The sequence below is a fragment of the Bradyrhizobium sp. 26S5 genome, assembly GCF_036923295.1.
Lineage (GTDB): Bacteria > Pseudomonadota > Alphaproteobacteria > Rhizobiales > Xanthobacteraceae > Bradyrhizobium > Bradyrhizobium septentrionale.
This window is the reverse complement of record NZ_CP145948.1, coordinates 4,499,564-4,523,636: the sequence shown is the minus strand read 5'-3', so window position 1 is coordinate 4,523,636 and position 24,073 is coordinate 4,499,564. Positions and strand designations below refer to the sequence as shown.

Here is a 24,073-nt window from a genome sequence, read left to right as displayed (position 1 = left end):
GGTTATCCCCGCGATTTGGGCACGAAGCCGATTAATACAGCCCGCCGGTTCCCGGACGCATGAAGAAGCCGCCATCCGGCTGTCCACCACTCTGCGACGGCTGGGGGCCGGGACCGGGGCCACGGCCGTCGGCATCGGCGACACCGATGACCGAGTAGTTGTCCGGCGGCGCGGTGCCCGGCTTGAAGGCCTCGAGGATGGTGTTGCCGCTATCGCCGGGGCCGGCCCGCATGCCGGACTTGGCGTCGACGCGGATCAGCTTGATGCCGGCGGGAACCTTGAACGGCGTCGGCGGCTTGTCGGCGAGCGCAAGCTTGAGGAAGTCGCGGGCGATTGGTGCCGCGACGTGGCCGCCGGTGGCTGCGCGGCCCAGATTGCGCGGCTTGTCGTAGCCCATATAGACGCCGACCGCGAGATCCGGCGAGAAGCCGACGAACCAGACGTCCTTCTCGTCGTTGGTGGTGCCGGTCTTGCCGGCGATCGGCTTGCCGACCTCCTTGACGACGGTGGCGGTGCCGCGCTGGACCACGCCTTCCATCATCTCGGTGATCTGGTAGGCGGTCATCGGATCGAGCACCTGCTCGCGGCGGTCGACGAGCTGCGGCTCGGGCTGGCTCTTCCAGCCAGCGGGCGAGTCGCAGCCGCGGCATTCGCGGGTGTCGTGCTTGAAGATGGTGTGGCCGTAGCGGTCCTGGATGCGATCGATCAGCGTCGGCTTCACCCGACGGCCGCCATTGGCGAACATCGAATACGCGGTAACCATGCGCATGACGGTCGTTTCACCGGCACCCAGCGCATACGACAGATAGTTCGGCAATTCGTCATAGACGCCGAACCGCTTGGCGTATTCGCCGACCAGCGGCATGCCGATGTCCTGCGCGAGCCGCACCGTCACGGTGTTGAGCGAGCGCTGCAGCGCGTTGCGCAGCGTGGTCGGCCCATAATACTTGCCGGTCGAATAGTTCTCCGGACGCCACACGCCCCCGCCCTGCCCCTGATCGATCTCGATCGGCGCATCGATCACGGTGGTCGACGGCGTGTAGCCGTTGTCCAGCGCCGACGAGTACACGATGGGCTTGAACGACGATCCGGGCTGCCGGTAGGCCTGCGTCGCGCGGTTGAACTGGCTCTGGTCGAACGAGAAGCCGCCGACCATCGCGAGCACGCGGCCGGTCCACGGATCCATCGCCACCATCGCGCCGGAGACTTCGGGCAATTGCCGCAGGCGGTACTGGCCTTCGACCGCCGTGCCCTCCTTGGTCACCAGCGGATCGGCATAGATCACGTCGCCCGGCTGCAGCACCTGCGAAACCGCCGTCGGCGCCTTGCCCTTGGCCTTGGCCCAGCGCACCCCATCCATCGTGATGATGCCGGTCTGCCGCTCCTTGCTGACCGCGCCACCGAGCTCGCGGCCCGGCTGGAAGCCGATCCGCGCCGACTGGTCACTGGTCTCCAGCACCACGGCCATCCGCCATGGCGAGATGTCGGAGAGCGATTTGACGTCGGCAAGCTTGACGCCCCAGTCGCCCGACACATCGAGCTTGTGGAGCGCACCGCGCCAGCCCTGCGCCTCATCGTAATTGACGAGACCCGCCACCATGGTCTTGCGCGCCATCACCTGGATCTTGGGATCCAGCGTGGTGCGGACCGACAGCCCGCCCTCGTAGAGTTTCTTTTCGCCGTAGCGCTCGAAGATGTCGCGGCGGACCTCCTCGGCGAAATATTCGCCGGCGAAGATATGCGCGCCGTTGGAACGGCTGGTGACGACGAGCGGGTCCTTGCGCGCCTTGTCGGCGTCGGCCTGCTTGATCCAGCCGTTCTCGAGCAGGCGATCGATCACATAGTTGCGGCGCTCGATCGCGCGATCGCGGTTGCGCACGGGATGCAATGCAGCCGGTGCCTTCGGCAGCGCGGCGAGATAGGACGCCTCCGCGATCGTCAGCTCGTTGACCGACTTGTCGAAATAGACCAGCGACGCCGCCGCGATGCCGTAGGCGCCGAGCCCGAGATAGATTTCGTTGAGATAAAGTTCGAGGATGCGGTCCTTGGAATAGGCGCGCTCAATGCGCATCGCCAGCAAGGCTTCCTTGATCTTGCGGGCGAACGACACTTCGTTGGTGAGCAGGAAGTTCTTCGCGACCTGCTGGGTGATGGTCGAGGCACCCTGCGGGCGGCGGTTCGAGCCGTAGTTCTGCGCATAGAGAACGGCGGCGCGCGCCATGCCCTGATAGTCGATGCCGCCGTGCTCGTAGAAGTTCTTGTCCTCGGCGGCGAGGAACGCGTTGATCACGAGCTTCGGCACCGCCTGGATCGGCAGATAGAGCCGGCGCTCCTTGGAGTATTCGCCGAGCAGCGCGCCGTCGGAGGCATGCACGCGGGTCATCACCGGCGGCTCGTAATCCTGGAGCTGCGAGTAGTCGGGCAGATCCTTGGAGAAATGCCAGATCGCGCCGGCGACGGCGGCGACACCAACCAGGAACACAACGGTTCCAGCGGCGAACAAGAAACCCATGAACCGCACGAGCAGGCGCATTATCGACGTCCCGTTCCTACCCTCCGGCGCTCAGTCGTCGGGAGCGCCTGTCCAAAAGTGCGAAAGCCTCACACAACAAAGCCTCGCACAACGAAGGCTCAAACAACGAGGCCTTACACAACGAAGCCTTGGCCCAGCGAGCCGCCTTGCGCGCGCGAATATACAAGAGCCGCCGGACAATATGGTCGATTCTGCGGGCCTGCGGCCCATTGTCTATACCGTCGCCGCTGTGGCCAAACTAGGGCCTCCCGGCAACGGAGCGGCCTTTTCAGGCGGCCAATTTCACTTTGCCGGTCCGGCGGTTGCCAGCCGTTTGGCGAAGAACGCGTCGATCGCCTGGGCCATCGCGCCAACGGCCTTGTTCCGCCAGCTCTCGGAGACCAGGTGCTCGAGGTCGCCCTTGTTGGAGACGTAGCCGATCTCGACCAGCACGGACGGCACGTCGGGGGCCTTCAGCACCCGGAAACCGGCCGATTTGAGCGGATGCTTGTGCATCCGCACCGAGGTCTTCATCTCGTCCATCAGGAGACGGGCGAAGCGGTTGGAGAAGGTCTTGGTTTCGCGTTGCGCGAGGTCGATCAGGATGTCGGCGACCTCGGTCGGCTCGTCCGTCAGGTTCACGCCGGCGATGGCATCGGCCTTGTTTTCCGCCTCGGCAAGCCGTTCGGCCTCGGCGTCGGAAGCCTTGTCCGACACCGTGTAGATCGTGGCGCCCTGGGCATCGCCTTCGCGGCGCGGCAGCGCGTCGGCATGAATCGAGACAAACAGCGCCGCCGACTGGGTTCGGGCGATCTTCACCCGGTCATTCAGCGGAATGAAGGTGTCGTCGGACCGGGTCATAACCACCCGATACTTGCCCGACTTCTCGATCCGGTCGCGCAGGGCAAGGCCAAAGCCCAGCACCAGATTCTTCTCCGTCTCGCCGCCGGACTGGGTGCCGTTGTCGATACCGCCGTGACCGGGATCGATCACGATCAATGGACGGGGATCGGTGACCGCGACCGGCGGCAGCACCGCTGTCGTGATCGGCGGAACCGTGACGGTGTTGCTGCTGGTGTTGGCATCGGAAATCGCCGGCTTCAGTTCGGGCCGGCTCTCCGGCGCAAGCGACTGCACGAACGCGGTGCGGTCGACCGCTTCGAAGTCCAGCACCAGCCGCGGCGGCTGGCCATTGGCGGCATCGAGCACGTAGGAATTGGCGATCTTCACCGGCCCGGCCAGGTCGAACACGATTCGGGAGCCGCCCGGCATCACGAGCCCGTAGCGGAATGCCTTCACCAGTCCCCGCCCCGCCGAGCCGGTGCCGGCCGCGAGCTGGAAATTGACCTGCGGGATGTCGACGACGACCCGGTAAGGGTCGGCCAGCGGAAAGGCGCGAAACTCGATCTTGCGGTCGAGGTCGAGGATGAATCGGGTCTGCTTGTCGTCGCCGGCGAGCCTGGCGCCGGACGCGACCGGGAAATTCGGGGCATTCGCGGCCGGGGCGCTCGCGGCGGGGGTAGACGCGCCGCCCTGCGGTCCCTCGGCGGCGCTCGGAGCGCTGGCTACGGCAAACACCAATGCTGCGGTGCACAATAGCCCGCATCCCAGAAAAACAAGGTGATTTGCACGGCTCGCCACCCGATTCGGAGCCTCCCGACTGCTTCTTACCGCATTAGAACCGGACGGTTAATCGCACCCTAATGACGCCCAGGCGAAAAGAACCGAGTGTTGCGGCGGCGTGACGCTTCCCTTGCACGCGGCGGTCAATCCACGTATGTACGGGGTGCTGACGGCTAGTACTCCCGGTTGTGTCGCGTTCAGCCTCCCGGTGCAGCGGTGGAACCTTCCAGATCGAAGATCCCGCCGTGTTTTTCCGGTCCCTCCCCAGCCAGCGCCGCGCGCGGCTGACATGGAGTGGCGGATTCGAGCCCGAGCGGCGTCCGGTCCCAGGCACACTCCCTCGCCAGAGGGACGGTTTGAGACACGGCATAACTGATTATCCGGTCCCTTGGGGCCTCGATATGCGATGGCCGGCAGGCGCTTCGGCGCCAGGCGGGGTCTTCAGCAAAAGATACGGCGGTATTTCTCGCCGCCAACATGTTTAGACGGGCCGACGCTTAATGCGCCAGACTGTATTGCCGACCAGGATCCCCCGAATGATCGCGCTGACGCGAGGTGAAAGCTTCGCCCGTCGCATCATCCCGGTGGGTTCCCGTCCGGCGCTGCGCCGCGAGACGCGTTTTGGCCTTCCCCTCACCCCCGAATCAGGTGGACCGTCGCGTCACCGGGCGGCGCTATTTGCGCGCGCCATGATCCGCGCCCGCCGCCGCCAAGAGCTCCAAAATGCCCAACAAGATGTTGATCGATGCCACCCACCCGGAAGAGACCCGGGTCGTCGTGGTCCGTGGCAATCGCGTCGAAGAGTTTGATTTCGAGACCGCCCAGCGCAAGCAGCTGCGCGGCAACATTTACCTCGCCAAGGTCACGCGCGTAGAGCCGTCGCTGCAGGCCGCCTTCATCGAGTATGGCGGCAATCGGCACGGCTTCCTGGCCTTCAGCGAAATCCATCCCGACTACTACCAGATTCCGGTCGCCGACCGTCAGGCGCTGATCGAAGCCGACGAACGCGCCCATCGCGAGGCCGAGGAAGAGCACGAGAACCGCGGCCATCGCCGCCGGTCGCGCCACCGCAACGCCCGTCGCCGCGGCCATGGCGAGCGCGTCCAGAGCGAGGTGATCGAGGGCGCTGGCGACGCGCAGGCGCAGCCGGCCATTGAGGCTCACGAGCACCCCGTCGATGCCGCGCATCATGAACATGATGCCGGGCATCACGATCATGGCGTGGTCGCCTACCAAGGTCACGAGCATGATGCGCATGATCATGCCCGTCACGAGGACCATGAGCATCACCACCATGATCACGAGCATCACGATGCTCATGGTCACGACGATCATGACCACGACCACCACGACCACGATCATGCGCACGATCACGACCACGCCCCGGCAGTGAGCGAGGCGCCGGCCGCCGAGTCCGACCCCGTGGTCGCGGCGGTCGAAGCCTCGGTAGCGTCTGCCGCGCCTGAGGCCGTCGAGACGGTCGAAGTCAATCATGAGCCTGACCGGGCCCATCAGGAACAGGTCGAAGAGAACGCCGCGCATGCCGACGACGCTCCGCATATCGCTGCGGACGAAGTTCACCCCACCGCGGATGAGCACGCGGGCGCCGAATACGCCCCGTTGGCGGATGTGACCGCGTCCGAGGCCCGGCACGGCGACGAGGCCGGCGAAGATGATGACGAGGACGACGGCGAGGAAGGCGAGGAAGAGGATGTCGTCGAGTCCGTCGGCGGCGACGATGTGCTCGAGGAGGTTCCGGAGCGCGCGTTCCGCCCGCGCCGCCAGTACAAGATCCAGGAAGTGATCAAGCGCCGGCAGGTGATGCTGGTGCAGGTCGTCAAGGAAGAGCGCGGCAACAAGGGCGCCGCGCTGACCACCTATCTGTCGCTCGCCGGTCGCTATGCCGTGCTGATGCCCAACACCGCGCGCGGCGGCGGCATCAGCCGCAAGATCACCTCCGCGCAGGACCGCTCGCGGCTCAAGGAAGTGGTGCAGGATCTCGACGTGCCCGAGGGCATGGGGATCATCCTGCGCACCGCCGGCGCCTCCCGCAGCAAGCCGGAGATCAAGCGCGACTTCGAGTACCTGATCCGGATGTGGGAAACGGTGCGCGACCTGACGCTGAAGTCGCAGGCGCCGACGCTGGTCTACGAGGAAGGCTCGCTGATCAAGCGCTCGCTGCGCGACCTCTACAACAAGGAGATCGACGAGATCCAGGTGGCGGGCGAAGCCGGCTACCGCGAAGCGCGCGATTTCATGAAGATGCTGATGCCGGCCAATGTGCGCGCCGTGAAGCAGTATCGCGACGGCCAACCGCTGTTCTCGCGCATGGGCGTCGAAAGCCAACTCGACGCGATGTTCTCGCCGACCGTGCAACTGCGCTCCGGCGGCTACATCGTCATCAACCAGACCGAGGCGCTGGTCTCGATCGACGTCAACTCCGGCCGCGCCACGCGCGAGCACCATATCGAGGACACCGCGCTCAAGACCAATCTGGAAGCGGCGGAAGAAGTCGCGCGTCAATTGCGTCTGCGCGATCTCGCCGGCCTGATCGTCATCGACTTCATCGACATGGACGAGAAGCGCAATAACCGCGCGGTCGAGCGCAAGCTGTCCGACTGCCTGCGCCAGGACCGTGCGCGGATCCAGGTCGGCCGCATCTCGCATTTCGGCCTGCTGGAAATGTCGCGCCAGCGCATCCGCGCCAGCGTGCTCGAAAGCTCGACCGAGCCCTGCCCGCAATGCGGCGGAAGCGGTCACGTCCGTTCGGTCTCGTCGGTGGCGCTGCAGCTCTTGCGCGGCATCGAGGAAATCCTGATGAAGGGCGCGACCCACAATCTGGTGGTCCGCACCCGTACCGACGTCGCGCTCTACGTGCTCAACCACAAGCGCGGCCATCTGCGCGACCTCGAAGACTCCTTCCGGGTCTCGCTGTCGATCGTGGCGGACGCCACGGTGCACGGCCAGCAATCCTACATCATCGATCGCGGCGAGCAGGTGCATACGCTCGAGGCCGCCAAGGCGCTGCTGGCTGCGCAAGCCGCCGCCGCGCCGGCCCAGGCCGATGAGGCCGATGACGAGGAAGAGCTGTTCGAATACGAGGTCGAGACCGACGAGACCGAAGGCCTTGCCGACGAGCAGGCCGCCGGCGAGGAAGCCTCTGCCGCCGAGGGCGAAGGTGACGGTCAGCGCCGCAAGCGCCGCCGCCGGCGCCGCGGCCGCGGTGGTGCCAACGAAGCGCGCGAGGGCGCTCCGCAGCCGCGCGAGGACGGCGATCTGATGCATGTCCTGCCCGAAGGCACCGAGGCGGTTGCCGCGCAGGATGCCGAAGGCGACGAGGACGAAGGCGACGAAGCGCAGGGCGCGGCCCGCGATGACCAGTCCGCAAGTGAGGCCGGCAACGGCGATCGCCGCCCGCGCCGCCGCGGACGTCGTGGCGGCCGCCGCCGGCGCGGCAGCGGACCGGATGACGGTCTCGCGGGATCGATCGCCGACGAGCTGAGCCCTGCCGCAGCGCCGGAAGCCGCCGACGCGGTCGCCGATTTCGATAGTCATGACGCGGAGCCGGCCCCCACGCTCGCGCAGCCCGAGCTGTTCGCCCAGCCGCAGGAATGGCAGCCGATCGAGGCTGCACCTGTCGAGGCCGTTGCCACGCCCGCGCCGGAGGCTGCTGCCGCGGCCGCCGACGACACGGCCGCCGAAAGCGACCGCGCGCAGCGGCGCCGTTCGACGGTGCGCGAAAAGGTCAGCTTCGCGTCGAGCCCGCAGCCTGAAACACCAGCGCACGCGCTGGCTCAGAGCCCAGCTGAGGAAGCTGCCCCTGAGCCCGCAGCCGTTGCCCAGGAGGCGGCGCCGGCCGCTACGGCCGAGGCTCCGACCCGCAAGGGCTGGTGGTCGCGCCGCTTCGGCGGCGGAGGCAACTAGCGCTCCCTGGAAGTCAAAACGCCCGGTTCACGCCGGGCGTTTTTATTGGACAGGCAAACCGTTCGTCAGGCGCCGGCGTGACGGAGCCTGACGGAGACGGATTCCAATGCAAAGCGCGATCGTTCTTGGCGGCGGCATGGTGGGCGTCAGCACGGCGCTGCATCTGCAGCGGCGCGGCTGGGCGGTTACGCTCGTCGACCGCAAGGAACCGGGCCGCGAAACCAGCTACGGCAACGCCGGGATCATTCAAAGCGAGGCCGTGCGGCCCTATCCGATGCCGCGCGATCCCGCCACACTCGCCCGGATCGCGATGGGACGCACCAACGACGTACGCTATCGGCTGGCGTCGCTGCCGCAGCACGCGGGTCCGCTGCTGCGCTACTGGTGGAACTCGACGCCCGAGCGGCACCGCGAGGCCACCATCGCCTGGGCGCGCCTGATCGCCCACGCCACTGCCGAGCACGACACGCTGATCCGCGAGGCGCATGCCGACAATCTGATCCGCCGCGCCGGCTATCGCCTGCTGCATCGCGACCCGGCAGCGCTGGAGCAAGCGATCGCAGTCGCCGAAGAGAACCAGCGCGACTTCGGCGTGAAGTTTCGCGTGCTTGATGGCGGCGAGCTCGCCAGGGCGGAGCCTCTGCTGCGCGACGACCTGCCCGGCGCCATTCACTGGCTCGAGCCGTGGACCGTGTCGGACCCCGGCGGTCTCGTCTCGGCCTATGCCGGATTGTTCGAACGCCTCGGCGGCACGCTGCTGCGCGGTGACGCGCAGACGCTGACCGAGACCGCGTCCGGCTGGTCGGTCGACACCGATGGCGGCCGGATCGATGCCGCCCACGTCGTGGTCACGCTCGGGCCGTGGTCACCGCAATTGCTACGCAAGTTCGGCTACCGGATCCCGCTGGTGCGCAAGCGCGGCTACCATATGCATTACCAGGGCGGCCGATCGCTCGACCTACCGCTCGTCGATACCGCGAATGGCTACGCGATGGCGCCGATGGCGAAGGGAATCCGCATCACCACCGGCGCGGAGCTGACCAGTCCGGACGCGCCGGCCACGCCGATCCAGCTTGGCCACGCCGAAGCTGCGGCGCGGCAATTGCTCGAGATCGGCAGCCGCGTCGAGCCCGAGCCCTGGTTCGGCACCCGCCCCTGCACCACCGACATGCTGCCGGTGCTCGGGCCAGCGCCGCGCCATCGCGGGCTGTGGGTGAATTTCGGCCACGGCCATCAGGGTTTTACGCTCGGCCCGGCGACGGCGCGCGTGCTGGCCGAAACGATGAACGGCGAGGCATCCTCGGTGAACACCTCGCCGTATCGGCTTGACCGGTTCTGATTCCGGACGCGAATTAATCGGTTGTCAGCGCGGTCTCCAGGTCGGTCGGATCGATCTGCCGGGCGAGGTTGGCGTTGAGCTTGTCGCGGTCAAGCTCGCCCTCCCACCAGGCGACGATCACGCAGGCGACGCCGTTGCCGCACAGATTGGTCAGCGCGCGGCACTCGCTCATGAACTTGTCGATGCCGAGCACGATCGCCATGCCCGGCACCAGCCGCGGATCGACCACCGCCAGCGTCGCCGCCAGCGTGATGAAGCCCGCGCCGGTGATGCCGGAGGCGCCCTTCGAGGTCAGCATCGCCACGATCAGGATCGTGAGCTGCTGGCCGAAGCTGAGATCGAAGCCGAGCGCCTGCGCGATGAACAACGTCGCCAGCGTCATGTAGATGTTGGTGCCGTCGAGGTTGAACGAGTAGCCCGTGGGCACCACGAGGCCGACGACCGACTTCGAGCAGCCGAGCCGTTCGAGCTTCTCCATCAATGACGGCAGCGCGCTTTCGGACGACGAGGTGCCGAGCACGATCAACAGCTCGTCCTTGATATAGGCCAGGAACTTGAAGATGGAGAACCCGGCGGTCCGCGCGATGAAGCCGAGCACCACGAACACGAACAGCGCCGCGGTCAGATAGAACGTCGCGATCAGCCCCATCAGGTTGAGGATGGCGCCGGTGCCGAACTTGCCGATGGTGAAGGCCATCGCGCCGAACGCGCCGATCGGCGCCGCCCGCATCACGATCGAGATCACGCCGAACACCGCATGCGCGGCGTCGTCGATGAACGAGCGGATGGTGTGGCCGCGCTCGCCCAGCCCCATGAGCGCGAAGCCGAACAGCACCGAGAACAGCAGCACCTGCAGGATCTCGCCCTGCGCGAATGCGCCCACCACGGTGTCCGGAATGATATGCAGCACGAAGTCGACGCTCTTCTGCGCCTCCGCCTGCTTGGCATAGCCGGCAACCGCCTGCGCGTTCGCCGCCGCATTGCCAAAGCCTGCGCCCGGCCTGACCAGATTGCCAACCAGCAAGCCGAGCACCAGCGCGAAGGTCGAGACCACCTCGAAATAGACCAGCGCCTTGACGCCGATGCGGCCGACCTTCTTGGCATCCTGGATATGGGCAATGCCCGACACCACGGTGCAGAAGATGATCGGCGCGATCACCATCTTGATCAGCTTGATGAAGCCGTCGCCGAGCGCCTTGATCCACTCGTTGGTGGCAAGGCTCGGCCAGAACGCGCCGACCAGCGCGCCGAGCACGATCGCGATCAGGACCTGGACATAGAGAATCTTGTACCACGGCTTGCCGGCGCTCGCCGGCGCAGCCGTGGCAACGGTTGTCGTTGCCATGTGTCACTCCCCCTCAGAAATGGCGGAAATAGCCAAGATCAACTTGGCGGTTGAAGTCAAACTGGAAACTGTGTGTGCGCTGCCGCTTATCCGCGACGATCTGCCGCGCACCGCGCAGCCGAAATCATGGCGCCGGGCTGCAAGACCGATCTGGCTGACAAGACGAACTCCGGAAGGCTCTTGAAGTTTGCGGGCTATTTAAGCCAACGCGCGATCCGCGCAACCGCTTCCTGCATCTCCGCCGCCGAGCGCGCATAGGAAAAACGGATGAAGGCGCGGCCGTGGATCGGATCGAAGTCGACGCCGGGGGTCGCCGCGACATGCGCCTTCTCCAGCATCTCGCTGGCGAAGGCGAAACTGTCGGAGGTGAAGTCGGAGACGTCGGCATAGAGATAGAACGCGCCGTCGGCGGGCAGGAATTTGGTCAGCCCGGCCTTCGGCAGGCCCTCGATCAGGATGCGGCGGTTTTCCTGATAGCCGCGCTTGATCGCCTCCATCTCTTCGCGGCCTTCGAAGGCCGCTTCGGCAGCGATCTGCGACAAGGTCGGCACCGAGATCGACAGGTTCTGCTGCAGCCGTTCGATCGGCCGCACCAGCACGTCGGGCACCACCATCCAGCCGACGCGCCAGCCGGTCATGCAGAAGTATTTCGAGAACGAGTTGATCACCAGCGCGTTCGGCGACAGCTCCGCGGCCGTCACCGCCGGAAATGCGTAGTCGAGGCCGTGATAGATCTCGTCGGAGATGAAGCGGATGCCGGCGCTGTCGGCGGCCGCCATCAGGCTCGACAGCGCCTCTCGCGACATCATGGTGCCGGTCGGGTTGGCGGGACTGCCGACCAGCACGCCCTTCAGCGGCGCCTTGCGATGGGCGGCGAGCAGCGCCTCCCCGGTCAGCGCATGGCGGGTGTCGCCGGAGGTTTCGATCAGCACCGGCTCGCAGCCGAGCGCGGTCAGGATGTGCCGGTACGGCGGATAGCCCGGCACGGTGACCGCAACCCGGTCGCCCGGCTCGAACATCGCAAGAAACGCCAGGATGAATCCGCCCGACGAGCCGGTGGTAACGATGATCCGGTCGGGCGCAATCGCGCAGCCATACGTGTCGCGGTAATGCCGGGCGATGCGCGCGCGCAGCGAGGGGATGCCGAGCGCGGAGGTGTAGTCGATCCGCCCGCCGGCGAGCGCGGCCTGCGCGGCGGCGATCGCCGGCTTCGGCGCACCCTCGGCGGGCTGCCCCACCTCCATGTGGATGACATGGCCGCCCGCCGCCTCGATTCGCGCGGCGGCCGCCATCACGTCCATCACCATGAACGGCGGAACATCGCTCCGGCCGGACGCTGTCAAAAGGCTGCTCACACGGTCTCTCGCTGTCGCTTCACGCATGGATTTCTGCTATTGCACGGCCGCTGCCGAATTCAGGTTCCCGCACCTTCTACCGCCCCAGACTGGCCGCATTCGGTGGCTCCTTATAACGTTTTCAGGCCAAGTGAATAGGCCAAGTGCATACCCGGTTCGCGTGAAGAAGAACTGCAAAAACAACAGACTGCGCCACGCGCCTGATCCGGTCGGGCCCGGAACCGGGCTTCGCCCCGGCGCGGCCAGCCATCGCCGATAGATCGCCCATGCTGTTTCGCCTCGCGCTTCGCACCAGAACCTTCCAGCCGACTGCATCCAAGCTGACCGCATTGCTGACTGCGGTCGCGCTCGCGATTGGTCCCGCCGTCCCTGCGCGGGCCCAGCAGAAGGGCCCGCCGGTGCTGCGCGACACCGAGTCCGAGCAGCTGCTGCGCGAATATACGCGGCCGATCCTGCGCGCCGCCGGTCTGGAGAAGCAGAACATCCAGATCGTGATCATCAACGAAAGCTCGTTCAACGCCTTCGTCGCCGACGGCCGCCGCATCTTCGTCAATTACGGCGCGCTGCTGCAATCGGAGACGCCGAACCAGATCATCGGCGTGCTGGCGCATGAGACCGGCCATCTGGCCGGCGGCCATCTCGCCAAAATGCGCGAGCAGCTGGCGCAGGCGCAGACCCAGATGATCATTGCGATGCTGCTCGGCGTCGGCGCGCTGGCCGCAGGTGCAGCGGGCGGCGGCGGTGGCAGCGGCCTCTCCAGCGCCGGTGCCGCCGCGATCTCGGCGCCGCAGTCGGTCATTCAGCGCACGCTGCTGTCCTATCAGCGCCAGCAGGAAGAAAACGCCGACCGCGCCGGCGTCAGATTCCTGACCGCGACCGGCCAGTCGGCCCGGGGCATGTACGAGACGTTCAAGCGCTTCACCGATGAGAGCCTGTTCGCCTCGCGTGGTGCCGACCCCTATCTGCAATCGCACCCGATGCCGGTCGATCGCGTCTCGGCGCTGGAGGAACTGGCGCGCTCGAGCCCCTATTGGGACAAGAAGGACGATCCGGCGCTGCAGCTGCGTCACGACATGATGCGCGCCAAGATCTCGGGCTTCATGGAGCGGCAGGACACGGTCTACCGCCGCTATCCGCTGTCCAACACCAGCCTGCCGGCGCGCTATGCGCGCGCGATCACGACCTATCTGCACGGCGATCTGCGTTCGGCGATCGCGCAGATCGACGGCTTGATCCAGGTGCAGCCGAACAATCCCTATTTCTACGAATTGCGCGGTCAGGCGCTGCTCGAAGGCGGCCGGCCCAGTGAGGCGATCGCGCCGCTGCGCCGCGCGGTGCAACTCTCCGGCAGCTCACCGCTGATCGAGATGCTGCTCGGTCAGGCCCTGGTTGCTTCGGACAACAAGGCCTACACCGACGATGCGATCAACATGCTGCGCGCCGCGGTGGCGCGCGAGCCCGAGGCGCCGCTCGGCTATACCCAGCTCGCGATGGCCTATGGCCGCAAGGGCGACTATGCCCAGGCCGACCTCGCCTCGGCACAGGCAGCCTACCTCCGCGGCGACAACAAGACCGCCCGCGAGCTGGCGTCGCGCGCCAAGACGCGGTTCGCGATCGGCACGCCCGGCTGGGTCAAAGCTGACGACATTGTGAGCGCCAAGCCCATGCCGGGTCAGAAAAACAACTAGAAATAAACCGTAGTTCGATACAACGATCACCGAAACCGGCTCACGGCCCCGCCGCATTTTGGGCCACCTCGAACAAGGATTTTGTCATGCCAGCGCTTCGTTTTCTTGCCCCTGCCCTGCTCGCGCTCGGCATCTGTGCCGCGCCGCTGTCGGCGTCCGCGCAGAGCTTCAACGACACCCAGCGCGGCGACATCGAGACCATCGTGCGCAACTATCTGATCGCGCACCCCGAGGTGCTCGAGGAGGCGATGAACGAGCTGAGCAAGCGGCAGGCCGCCGCCGAAGCCGAGAAGCATGAACAGAGCGTCGCCAAGAACGCCGACACCATCTTCAACTCGCCGCGCGGCGTCTTCCTCGGCAACAAGGACGGCGACGTCACCTTCGTCGAGTTCTTCGATTACAATTGCGGCTACTGCAAGCGCGCGATGTCCGACATGATGGACCTGATGAAGGCGGATCCGAAGCTGAAGGTCGTGCTGAAGGAATTCCCGGTGCTGAGCCAGGGCTCGGTCGAGGCCGCGCAGGTCGCGGTCGCCGTGCGCATGCAGGATCCGACCGGCAAGAAGTATCTCGACTTCCACCAGAAGCTATTGGGCGGCCGCGGTGCCGCCGACAAGGCGCGCGCGCTGGCGGTTGCCAAGGAGGTCGGCCTCGACATGACCAAGCTCGAGAAGGACATGGCAAGCCCCGAAGTGAAGGCGACCATCGAGGAGAACTTCCGCCTCGCCGAATCCATGGGCATGAACGGCACGCCGAGCTACGTGATCGGCAAGCAGGTCGTGATCGGCGCCGTCGGCGTCGACAATCTCAAGGAGAAGATCGGCATCGCCCGCTGCGGCAAGGCGACCTGCTGATCGCGCTTTCGCCGACGCTCATTCGCTCAACGAAATCCGGCTGCCAGGCAGCCGGATTTTTTTTATTGCCGGCACCGAACCACCTCGGCGCTCGCCGCAACCAAGGGCCGTCACCAACAACGAAGGCCGCGCGATGCCCTTGGCCCCGCCAACCCTTGCTCCACCAACTCTTGCTCGACCAACCCTTGGCTACGACCTCACGCTGCTGAAGACGGCGCCGCCGCGCGGCACCGAACACGATCACGGCTGGTGCTACGGCCTGCCGCCAGGCATTCGCACCGAGCAATGGCCGCTCAGTCCACATGACGGCTTTCCGATGCAGCACTGCTTCACGCTGCGCATTCCCGTGCAATATCGCACCAAGGGCGACGCCTATGTTGCGCTCGCGATGTTCGCCGACCAGCAATATGACGAACCCGTCGAGATCGATGCGGTCGCGCAATATCTCGCGGCGGAGACGATCGAGCGTCCCGCCGATCGCCATTTGCTGCCGTACTTCGCCTATCGGCAGAACCGTCATCCGATGGAGTTTCGGATGAAGGACATCATCGACCACAATTTCGCGGCGATCTGGCTCACGGATGCCGAGTTCATGGGGCCGCTGTGCCGGCCGCCGGAGCTGGCTGGCAATCCATTGCTGGAAGCCAATGCGCCACCGCGCTGGCTCGAGAAGGGCGCGGCACGCACGGCGTTCGATGCGCAGGTCGGCCGCACCACCAGCGTCGACGAACTGGAGAAGAGATACTGGTACCGCCTGTTCGGCCGTGTCCCCGAGACCGGGCACCACGCCTACGGCATTGCGCTTGCGCCGCGCGACGGCGATCCCAATGTCGGCAAGCCGCCGCGCGACCATCTGCTGCACAAGGGCGCGCTCGGCGACTACATCGCGCCGTACGGCGAAGATGGCAAAGCGCGCGGCCTCGAGCGGTTGCACGGCCGCAACCATCTCGGCGGCACGATGTTTCCGAATCAATGGACGCCGAAATTCAGCGCGACCTATCTCGAGATCGAGGAGCATTTCGGCGGTTTCAATTTCGGCGGCGGCAACGGCCAGCTCGATCTTGCGAGCATGGAGTTCGACTGGGCCTGCGGTTGAAGCGTGCGCGTTCATCGCGCATTCACACAACAAACAAACCGCGGGGAACCGCAAATCAACAGGAACATCGCACATCCTCCCCCGTTGTCGGCGCGGGCAATGCTTTCACTTGAGGAGGAATACGATGTCTAACCGCTTTCTGATTTCGGTCGCTACGGCGGCTTTGATCGCCGGCACCGGCTTTGCGAATGCACAGGGCGCAGGTGGCGCCGGCAAGGATTCGCCGGCGGCCGGCGCTGGCGCGACCACGCAACACGGCGCACCGTCCGGTGACGCGTCATCGGGCACGATGCAGCGTGATACGGGCGGCATGAAGGGTTCCGAGCATTCCACGACCGGTGAATCTCCGAGCACGAAGGGTGCGGAGTCCGACAAGTCCGGCCCCGCCACCAAGGGTGCGCAGGACAACACGCAGAAGTCGAAGAGCATGAGCTCCGAGAACGACGCGACCAAGGGCTCCAAAGACATGAAGGCCGAGGGCCGCGACAAGAGCGGCAACATGAAGGCCGAGGAGCATGACAAGAGCGGCAAGATGAACGCGGAAAGCCGTGACGGCCGCGATCGCAGCAACGCCGCCGACAGCCGCGACAAGAGCGGCGCCACGACCAACCAGAACGCTCAGACCAAGAGCCCGACCGACACCAACCGCGCGCAGACCAACGACACCAGCCGCACGCAGACCACGACTGGCAACGCGGCAACGTCGGCCACCGCGGCTCCGCCGGCCGAGAAGCGCACCCAGATCACGACCGCGATCAAGTCGGAGCACGTCACTGAGGTCACCAACGTGAACTTCAACGTGGCGGTCGGCACCCGCGTCCCAGCCGACGTTCGCTTCTACCCGGTGCCGGAGCGGGTGGTGACGATCTATCCGCAGTGGCGCGGTTACGAGTTCATCCTGGTCCACGGCCGCTACATCATCGTGCAGCCGGAGACCCACGAGATCGTCTACATTATCGAGGGCTAAGCCGGCCTCGGTGCGAGGGCGCCATCAAGGGCCCTCGCCCATTCTCGACCCCGCCCCTTCGGGGCGGGGTTTTGCGTCTGGGCACAGCCCCTCGCGGCAGTGGATGGCTCACGGGAGCGCCGGCGGAAGTCGCCTTCCGCGAGATTTGGTTAATCAGCAATTTCCGTAGGTTACGGCAGCTACCTGAGAGGGCGCAGGAAGCTGTTGAAGACATTCCGATTTCACCTAAACACTTCCCCTGCGGCCGGTTGTTACCTATAACCCGGCCCACTTCACCCCTTGTCGGAACCCTTGTCCGGAACCCCTGGAATGGCTGCTGCCGGAACGATCTATGTGCTGAACGGCCCGAACCTCAATCTGCTGGGGACGCGCGAGCCGGAGACCTACGGCCACGCCACCCTCGCCGACGTCGAGAAGCTGTGCGCGGACACCGCACGCCAGTTCGGGCTTGCCGCCGACTGCCGGCAGTCCAACCGCGAGGGTGAACTGATCGACTTCATCCATGAGGCCCACGCCAACAAGGCGGTCGGCATCATCATCAATGCCGGCGGTTACTCCCATACCTCGATCGCGCTGCATGACGCGCTGGTTGCGGTCAAGATTCCCGCCGTCGAGGTCCATGTCAGCAATATCCACGCCCGCGAGAGCTTCCGGCACCACTCGTTCACTGCTAAAGCCGCGTTCGCGTCGCTCTGCGGCTTCGGCATCGATGGCTACCGGCTTGCGATCATCGGCCTCGCCACCAAGATTGGTGCCAAGATCGGTACCAAGACCGATGCCAAGGCAAAGGCTTAATCGTCACTCCTGACGTCCCCCGTCATCAGACAGAGATTTTGGATCAAACAACATGGCGCGCCAGCCAGACGACAAATCAGCGGCAAAATCCAAGAGCGACGACAGCGCGCTCATTCGCGAGCTCGCCCTGCTGCTCGCGGAGACCAATCTGACCGAGATCGAGATCGAGCGTGCCGGTCTGCGCGTCCGCGTCGCGCGCAATATCAGCATCGCAGCCTCCGTGCCCGCTGCCATGAATGCGGTTGCCGCGCCGGCCGCCGTGGGCGTCCCGGTGGCCGCGGCTGCGACCGACCTTGCCAAGCACCCGGGCGCCGTGCCCTCGCCGATGGTCGGCACCGCCTATTGGGCGCCCGAGCCGGGCGCCAAGCCGTTCATTGAAGTCGGCACCAAGGTCTCGGCCGGCCAGACGCTTCTGATCATCGAGGCGATGAAGACGATGAACCAGATCCCGTCGCCGCGCGCGGGCACCGTGACCCAGATTCTCATCGAGGACGGCCAGCCGGTCGAATTCGGCGAGCCGCTCGTCATCATTGAATAGCTTCCGTCAACACCAGGCGCTGCGATGTTTGACAAGATCCTCATAGCCAATCGCGGCGAGATCGCGCTTCGCGTGCTGCGCGCCTGCAAGGAGCTCGGCATCTCGACCGTCGCGGTGCACTCCACCGCCGACGCCGACGCCATGCATGTGCGGCTCGCCGACGAGAGCGTGTGCATCGGCCCGCCGCCGTCGAAGGATTCCTATCTCAACGTGCCGGCGCTGCTCGCGGCCTGCGAGATCACCGGCGCCGACGCCGTGCATCCCGGCTACGGCTTCCTGTCCGAGAACGCGCGCTTCGCCGAGATCCTCGCCGACCACAATCTGGGCTTCATCGGACCGAAGGCCGAGCACATCCGCCTGATGGGCGACAAGATCGAAGCCAAGAAGACCGCCAAGCGCCTCGGCATTCCGGTGGTGCCCGGCTCCGACGGCGCGGTGACGGCGGACGACGACGCCATGGCGATCGCCAAGGAGATCGGCTTCCCGGTGCTGGTGAAGGCGGCGGCCGGCGGCGGCGGGCGCGGCATGAAGGTCGCCCACACCGAGGCCGATCTCGCGCTCGCGCTCTCGACCGCGGCCAACGAGGCCAAGTCGGCGTTCGGCGACGCCTCGGTCTATCTGGAGAAATACCTGCAGAAGCCGCGCCACATCGAGATCCAGATTCTCGGCGACGGCCGCGGCGGCGCCATCCATCTCGGCGAGCGCGACTGCTCGCTGCAGCGGCGCCACCAGAAGGTCTGGGAGGAAGGCCCCTCGCCGGTGCTCGGGGCAGCCGCCCGCGCCAGGATCGGCGAGACCTGCGCCAAGGCGATGCGGGACATGAAGTATCTCGGCGTCGGCACCATCGAATTCCTCTACGAGGACGGCGAGTTCTATTTCATCGAAATGAACACGCGTATCCAGGTCGAGCATCCCGTCACCGAAAGCATCACCGATATCGATCTGGTGCTGGAGCAGATCCGGATTGCGGCCGGCGGCGACCTTCCGGCCAAGCAGAGCGACATCGCGATCATCGGCCACGCCATCGAGTGCCGCATCAATGCGGAGAACCCGGAGACCTTCCGTCCGTCGCCGGGACGGATCACCCAATACCATCCGCCGGGCGGCCTCGGCGTGCGAATCGATTCCGCCGTCTACCAAGGTTACGTGATCCCGCCCTATTACGACTCGCTGGTCGGCAAGCTGATCGTACACGGCAAGACCCGCGGCGAGTGCCTAATGCGGCTGCGGCGGGCGCTCGACGAGATGGTGGTCGACGGCATCGAGACGACGCTGCCGCTGTTCCGCGCATTGGTGCGCGAGCCCGACATCATCGAAGGCGACTACCACATTCACTGGCTGGAGCAGTACCTCGCCGGCCAGCCATCCGACGCCCCGAAATAGTTCGGAACTCCGTGGAACCCAGCGCCCTGTTCAAACGTAATTAAGGGGTTATTTGGCTTTCCACGGGGACGCATTGAATCCCACTCCCAAGAATCCCACTCCCCGGACGAGAGCGTCGTGACACCGGTTTCACGACGCAGGTCTACGTTGCAGATCCTGCTGCTTTCGGCGGGATTTTTCGTGCTGGTCGCGATCAGCGTGGCGTCGGTCATCCTGGTCAACAAGGCGCGCGAGGACAACGCCTGGGTGGTCCACACCGTCGAGGTCGAAAGCCAAGTCGCCAACCTATTGGTCGACGTCAGGCGCGCCGAAAGTGCGACCAGGGCGTATCTGCTGACATCGGCACCACAATACCTGTCCGAGTATGAATCTGCTGCGGAAGGAATCCCGGCCGCGCTCAATCATCTCCAGATGATGACCGTCGACAATCCGGCGCAGGTCGCCAATGCCGCAAAGCTCAAGGCCGCCGTCGAGCAACGGCTGGCCGAGTTCGCGCTCGGTATCGAGCGCGTCAAGAACAACGACGTCGCGACCAGCATCGACATCCTGCGCAAGGGCACATCGACCGAGGCAATCGAGGCGATCGCCCGGATCGGCCGTGACATGCGCACCGAGGAAGATCGCCTGCTGGCGATGCGCACCGCGACCGCGGACAGGACCCAGGTGCTGGCCTCCTCAGTCACGATCGCCGGCTCCTGCATGGTGCTGGCGCTCGCGGGATTCGCAATCGTGCTGCTGCGTCTATCGTCGCGGGCGCGCGACGAGGCCGAGGCCAGGCTGCGCGACAGCAACGTCAATCTCGAAACCATCGTCGACGAGCGCACCGCCGACCTGCGCGAGGCCAACGAGGAAATCCAGCGCTTCGCCTACATCGTCAGCCATGATTTGCGCTCGCCGCTGGTCAACATCATGGGATTCACCAGTGAGCTGGAGGAATTGCGCGGCGACATCTTCAAGCGCATCGCCACGCTCAATCGCTCCGCGTCGCTGGCGCCGGCGATGGAAGACGCCCCCGACGTGGCCGAGCCCGAACTCGAAGGCTCCGACAAGCAGCTATCCGACGATTTCAACGAGTCGCTCAGCTTCATCAAGTCGTCGATCGCCAAGATGGACCGCCTGATCGGCGCGATCCTCAACCTCACCCGCGAGGGCCGCCGCGAGTTCAAGCCCGAACGGATCGATCTTCGCGAACTGATCGACGGCATCGTCAAGACGGTCGCCCATCAGGCGGTCGAGGCCAATGCGACCATCGAGGTCGGCACGTTGCCCAACCTCGTCAGCGACCGCCTCGCGCTGGAGCAGATCTTCTCCAATCTGATCGACAACGCGCTCAAATATCTCAAGGACGGTGTCCCCGGCGAGATCGCGATCGAGGGCCGCACCAAGCTCGGCTTCGCGATCTTCGAGGTCACCGACAACGGCCGCGGCATCGACCCGAAGGACCACCAGCGCATCTTCGACCTGTTCCGCCGCGCCGGAACCCAGGACAAGCCCGGTCAGGGCATCGGGCTTGCCCATGTCCGCGCACTTGTGCGCAGACTGGGCGGCACCATGTCGGTAGCATCGGAACTTCACAACGGCAGCACATTCACAGTGACGCTGCCGATCAATTGGTCAGGCAAGCACCGGGATAAGGAATCATGAGCGATCCAGTCACCATCATCATGATCGAGGACGACGAGGGCCATGCCCGCCTGATTGAGCGCAATATCCGGCGCTCAGGTGTCAACAATGAGATCGTCCCGTTCACCAACGGTACAGAGGCCGTGAACTACCTGTTCGGCAAGGATGGCAGCGCGGTCGAGCGCAAGGGGCAGGCCCTGCTCATCCTGCTTGATCTCAATCTGCCTGACACGAGCGGCATCGATATTCTGCGTCGGGTCAAGGAGAACAAGTATCTCAAGGCGACGCCGGTGGTGGTGCTGACCACGACGGACGACTCCCAGGAGATCAAGCGTTGCTACGAACTCGGTTGCAACGTCTACATCACCAAGCCGGTGAACTACGAAAGCTTTGCCAACGCCATTCGCCAGCTTGGCCTGTTCTTTTCCGTGATTCAGGTGCCACCTGCTTCGATATGACCAGCGCAACGCCGACACTTCTCTATATCGACGACGACGCGGCGCTGGCGCGCCTGGTCGAACGCAGGCTGACGCGCGCGGGTTTCAAGGTCGTGCACGCGGCAAGCGGCCAGCAAGGCCTCGACCGGCTCGCCCAGGGCGGCATCGACGTCATCGCGCTCGACCAGGTCATGCCCGGCCTCGACGGGCTGGAGACGCTGGAGCAGATCCTCAAGATACCCGACGCGCCGCCGGTGGTGTTCGTCACCGCCTCGCAGGATTCGGCGATCGCGGTCACCGCGCTGAAGGCCGGCGCGGCCGACTATCTGGTCAAGGACGCGAGGGGCGACTTCATTCCCCTGCTCCAGGTCGCGGTGAACGGCGCGATCCGGCAGGCCGCGATCCAGAAGGCGCGCGACGAGGCCGAGGCCGAGGTCCACGCCTCGCGCGACCGCTACGCCGCGCTCGCCGCCGAGCGCGAGGTTCTGCTGCGCGAGGTCAACCATCGCGTCGGCAATTCCCTGCAGATCATCGCATCGCTGCTACATCTGCAGGCCAATTCCGCGAGCCAGCACGACGTCAAGGCGGCGCTCACCAACGCCATGGGCCGGGTTGCCGCGGTCGCGCAAGTGCACCGCCGCCTCTATACCTCACACGACTTCAAGACGGTGATGCTCAACCAGTATCTCGAGGCGCTGCTCGAGGATCTCAGGCGCTCGGCCGAAGGCAACAAGATGTCGCGGCTGACGCTGAAGGCCGCCCCGATCGAGATCGACCCCGACCGCGCGGTCGCGATCGGCATCATCGTCAACGAGCTGGTGATGAACGCCGTGAAATACGCCTATCCCGACGGCGCCGGTCCGATCCATGTCGAGCTGAAGCCGCAGGCCGAGGATTTGCAGCTTTCGATCAGCGATGACGGCGTCGGTTTTTCCGATATGGCCGACCCGCGCGGCACCGGCATGGGCCAGCGCATCGTCACCGCGATGGCCGCCAAGCTCGACGCCAGCGTCGAGCGCGACCCGAACCACCAGGGCACCCGGTTCGTGCTGCGGTTCGCCCGCGTCAGCCCGGCGCTGGCGAAATCGACAAGCGCCGCCGCAAATTAGGCTGCCGGAGGCAGCGAATTCGATCGATTTGTCGCGTTGGCGTTAACGGCTGCGTCATCCTGTTGTTCGATCGGAATGTCGCCCTTCCGCCCTATTAAGAAACAAATCGACGTTGATTGCCAAAATCCCGCCACCAGCTTGGCAGGAGGCGCTACCCATGTTCGGGCGCAGGATCACCTTCGGGAAGAAGCAGCACACCCTGGGCGAACTCCAGGAATTGATGCGTCCGACACCTGACGCGGATGGCGTGACGCGGGTCTTTCCCAAGGAGATCTGGGACGATCCGAAGGTCGGTGCGATGCTGCGCGATCTCGGCTTCAACCCCGACGATCCGCGCAATATCAGAAAGACGGCCGAGGACTATATCGCGATGTTCGCCGCGGCGAAAAAGCGGCTCGATGAACGCTCTGAAGCCTTCAACCGCGACATGACCGCCCGCTGCGGCTGGTAATCGACCACACCATCTGGGACGGCGAGGATGGCGCCTTCCTCTATGCGAGCATGAACCTGATCGGCTTCGACGACTGGAATGTGCTGATGCTGGCGGCAGATGAACGCACCAGGCAAATGTGCGGCATCGCCGGCCATCCCGGCACCGTGCCTGCCGTGACCGACGTCGTGGCCAGGCACGTAACCGCATGGAAGGCGCGCCACGAGGCTGCGCTGGAATTATACGGCGTCACGGCCACCGGCGGCGAAGGCGGCATCACGCGCGAACAATATGAGACGGAGAAGGACGCGCTGCGCCAGGAAATCGTCGACAAGGTCGGCTGGATGAAGCCGCGCATCATCGACGAGCTTGTGCGCATTCAGGGCTAAAACACCCGCCTCTCAATCCTGCCTGTCGCGGTGCCGCCGCGTCCGGTACGGGCGGCAGTCCTGACACGGCGCGCCAAAGATCACCTGCGACGGATACGGCCGCGCCTGATGCCACGGCGTCGAGCCGAACAGGCCCGCCGCCCCGAACCCTGCACTGAAGGGATCGGCGGCAAAGCTGCCCGGAAAATATCCGTTGCTGCGGAAATCGCGGTCGTCGTCGCGGCCGTCGAAATACGCCCCGCCGGTGCTGCCGTAGCGCAGCGGCCGCTCCTGTGCCGATGCCGCGGCCGCGCTGAGCGCGATGACGGCGCAGGCGATCAGTCCCCTCATGGCAGTCATGGCCAAAGCCCTCATTGCGGATTGGTGCCCCAATCGCCCTTCCAGGCGATCAGGCGACCCTTGCCGAATTGCAGATAGAGCCCGTCGCTGCGCCGCGACAGCACGCTGCCCCTGACATTGGGCAGCGCGACGAACAATTCATTGCCCGGTGTGCCGCGAACGTAGTTCAGGGGAACGCCCAGCGACTGGCTGGCCTGGTCGGCGTTCATGCCGAAGGCAAGCGGAATGCTGTTCTGCGCGCGCTGCTGTGCGCGGGCCGTGCCGAGCGGCGTGCCCAGCGCGACGACGAGGGTAATGACGACGAGTGTGAGGAACCGCTGCATGACC

General features: G+C 65.5%; 20 protein-coding genes. 14 read left to right on the top strand and 6 right to left on the bottom strand.

The features are described 5' to 3' along the window. Positions 1–31: 31 nt before the first annotated feature. Positions 32–2,533, bottom strand: coding sequence for a penicillin-binding protein 1A (locus V5279_RS20775; protein WP_338700527.1), 2,502 nt, complete (start codon positions 2,531–2,533; stop codon positions 32–34). A gap of 282 nt (positions 2,534–2,815) precedes the next feature. After that, entirely contained in the window at positions 2,816–4,153 is a 1,338-nt protein-coding gene (locus V5279_RS20770) for an N-acetylmuramoyl-L-alanine amidase (RefSeq protein ID WP_338700525.1), read from the bottom strand. 705 nt (positions 4,154–4,858) lie between these two features. Between V5279_RS20770 and V5279_RS20765 the strand changes: the two genes are divergently transcribed. Further along, positions 4,859–8,059, top strand: a complete 3,201-nt coding sequence (locus V5279_RS20765) for an Rne/Rng family ribonuclease (RefSeq protein ID WP_338700523.1) — start codon at positions 4,859–4,861, stop codon at positions 8,057–8,059. 106 nt (positions 8,060–8,165) lie between these two features. Then, complete coding sequence (locus V5279_RS20760) at positions 8,166–9,398, top strand: NAD(P)/FAD-dependent oxidoreductase (protein ID WP_166294890.1); 1,233 nt, start codon at positions 8,166–8,168, stop codon at positions 9,396–9,398. A gap of 13 nt (positions 9,399–9,411) precedes the next feature. Here the strand turns inward: V5279_RS20760 and V5279_RS20755 are convergent, their stop codons facing one another. Next, positions 9,412–10,743, bottom strand: coding sequence for a dicarboxylate/amino acid:cation symporter (locus tag V5279_RS20755; protein ID WP_165123431.1), 1,332 nt, complete (start codon positions 10,741–10,743; stop codon positions 9,412–9,414). A gap of 194 nt (positions 10,744–10,937) precedes the next feature. After that, positions 10,938–12,125, bottom strand: coding sequence for a pyridoxal phosphate-dependent aminotransferase (locus V5279_RS20750; protein ID WP_338700518.1), 1,188 nt, complete (start codon positions 12,123–12,125; stop codon positions 10,938–10,940). A 239-nt stretch (positions 12,126–12,364) separates the two neighbouring features. On the opposite strand from V5279_RS20750, the gene V5279_RS20745 reads away from it, so the two are divergent. From V5279_RS20745 to V5279_RS20690, 12 genes are all read left to right on the top strand, one after another. After that, positions 12,365–13,786 (top strand): M48 family metalloprotease, encoded by a 1,422-nt coding sequence (locus V5279_RS20745; RefSeq protein WP_338700516.1) that lies wholly within the window; start codon positions 12,365–12,367, stop codon positions 13,784–13,786. Between the two features lie 86 nt (positions 13,787–13,872). Next, positions 13,873–14,640, top strand: coding sequence for a DsbA family protein (locus tag V5279_RS20740; protein WP_166204671.1), 768 nt, complete (start codon positions 13,873–13,875; stop codon positions 14,638–14,640). Between the two features lie 133 nt (positions 14,641–14,773). Then, positions 14,774–15,736 carry a hypothetical protein gene (locus tag V5279_RS20735; protein ID WP_338700512.1) on the top strand — a complete coding sequence of 321 codons (963 nt, stop codon included), beginning with the start codon at positions 14,774–14,776 and terminating at the stop codon, positions 15,734–15,736. 124 nt (positions 15,737–15,860) lie between these two features. Beyond that, positions 15,861–16,703 carry a DUF1236 domain-containing protein gene (locus V5279_RS20730; protein ID WP_338700510.1) on the top strand — a complete coding sequence of 281 codons (843 nt, stop codon included), beginning with the start codon at positions 15,861–15,863 and terminating at the stop codon, positions 16,701–16,703. Between the two features lie 309 nt (positions 16,704–17,012). Further along, a complete protein-coding gene (gene aroQ, locus V5279_RS20725; protein WP_338700508.1) occupies positions 17,013–17,498 on the top strand; it encodes a type II 3-dehydroquinate dehydratase in 486 nt (161 codons plus the stop codon). Between the two features lie 52 nt (positions 17,499–17,550). After that, positions 17,551–18,036: an acetyl-CoA carboxylase biotin carboxyl carrier protein gene (gene accB, locus V5279_RS20720; protein ID WP_338700505.1), complete on the top strand. Its 486-nt coding sequence runs from the start codon at positions 17,551–17,553 to the stop codon at positions 18,034–18,036. A gap of 24 nt (positions 18,037–18,060) precedes the next feature. After that, the gene (gene accC / locus V5279_RS20715) at positions 18,061–19,419 is read left to right on the top strand and encodes an acetyl-CoA carboxylase biotin carboxylase subunit (RefSeq protein WP_338700503.1); all 1,359 of its coding nucleotides are present in this window, start codon (positions 18,061–18,063) and stop codon (positions 19,417–19,419) included. A 117-nt stretch (positions 19,420–19,536) separates the two neighbouring features. Continuing rightward, positions 19,537–21,063, top strand: a complete 1,527-nt coding sequence (locus V5279_RS20710; RefSeq protein ID WP_338700500.1) for a sensor histidine kinase — start codon at positions 19,537–19,539, stop codon at positions 21,061–21,063. After that, on the top strand, positions 21,060–21,500 hold the full coding sequence (locus V5279_RS20705) for a response regulator (RefSeq protein ID WP_166294873.1): 441 nt from the start codon (positions 21,060–21,062) through the stop codon (positions 21,498–21,500). Before V5279_RS20710 ends, V5279_RS20705 begins: the two co-directional genes overlap by 4 nt. Next, a complete protein-coding gene (locus V5279_RS20700; RefSeq protein WP_338700495.1) occupies positions 21,497–22,588 on the top strand; it encodes a sensor histidine kinase in 1,092 nt (363 codons plus the stop codon). The genes V5279_RS20705 and V5279_RS20700 overlap by 4 nt, the downstream gene beginning before the upstream one ends. 157 nt (positions 22,589–22,745) lie before the next feature. After that, a complete protein-coding gene (locus V5279_RS20695) occupies positions 22,746–23,039 on the top strand; it encodes a hypothetical protein (protein WP_338700493.1) in 294 nt (97 codons plus the stop codon). A 50-nt stretch (positions 23,040–23,089) separates the two neighbouring features. Beyond that, positions 23,090–23,407, top strand: coding sequence for a hypothetical protein (locus tag V5279_RS20690; protein ID WP_338700491.1), 318 nt, complete (start codon positions 23,090–23,092; stop codon positions 23,405–23,407). Positions 23,408–23,419: 12 nt separating this feature from the next. Here the strand turns inward: V5279_RS20690 and V5279_RS20685 are convergent, their stop codons facing one another. Both V5279_RS20685 and V5279_RS20680 read right to left on the bottom strand, forming a co-directional pair. Continuing rightward, positions 23,420–23,746, bottom strand: a complete 327-nt coding sequence (locus V5279_RS20685; RefSeq protein ID WP_338700489.1) for a BA14K family protein — start codon at positions 23,744–23,746, stop codon at positions 23,420–23,422. Between the two features lie 11 nt (positions 23,747–23,757). Next, positions 23,758–24,069 carry a hypothetical protein gene (locus V5279_RS20680; RefSeq protein WP_338700487.1) on the bottom strand — a complete coding sequence of 104 codons (312 nt, stop codon included), beginning with the start codon at positions 24,067–24,069 and terminating at the stop codon, positions 23,758–23,760. Positions 24,070–24,073: the final 4 nt, after the last annotated feature.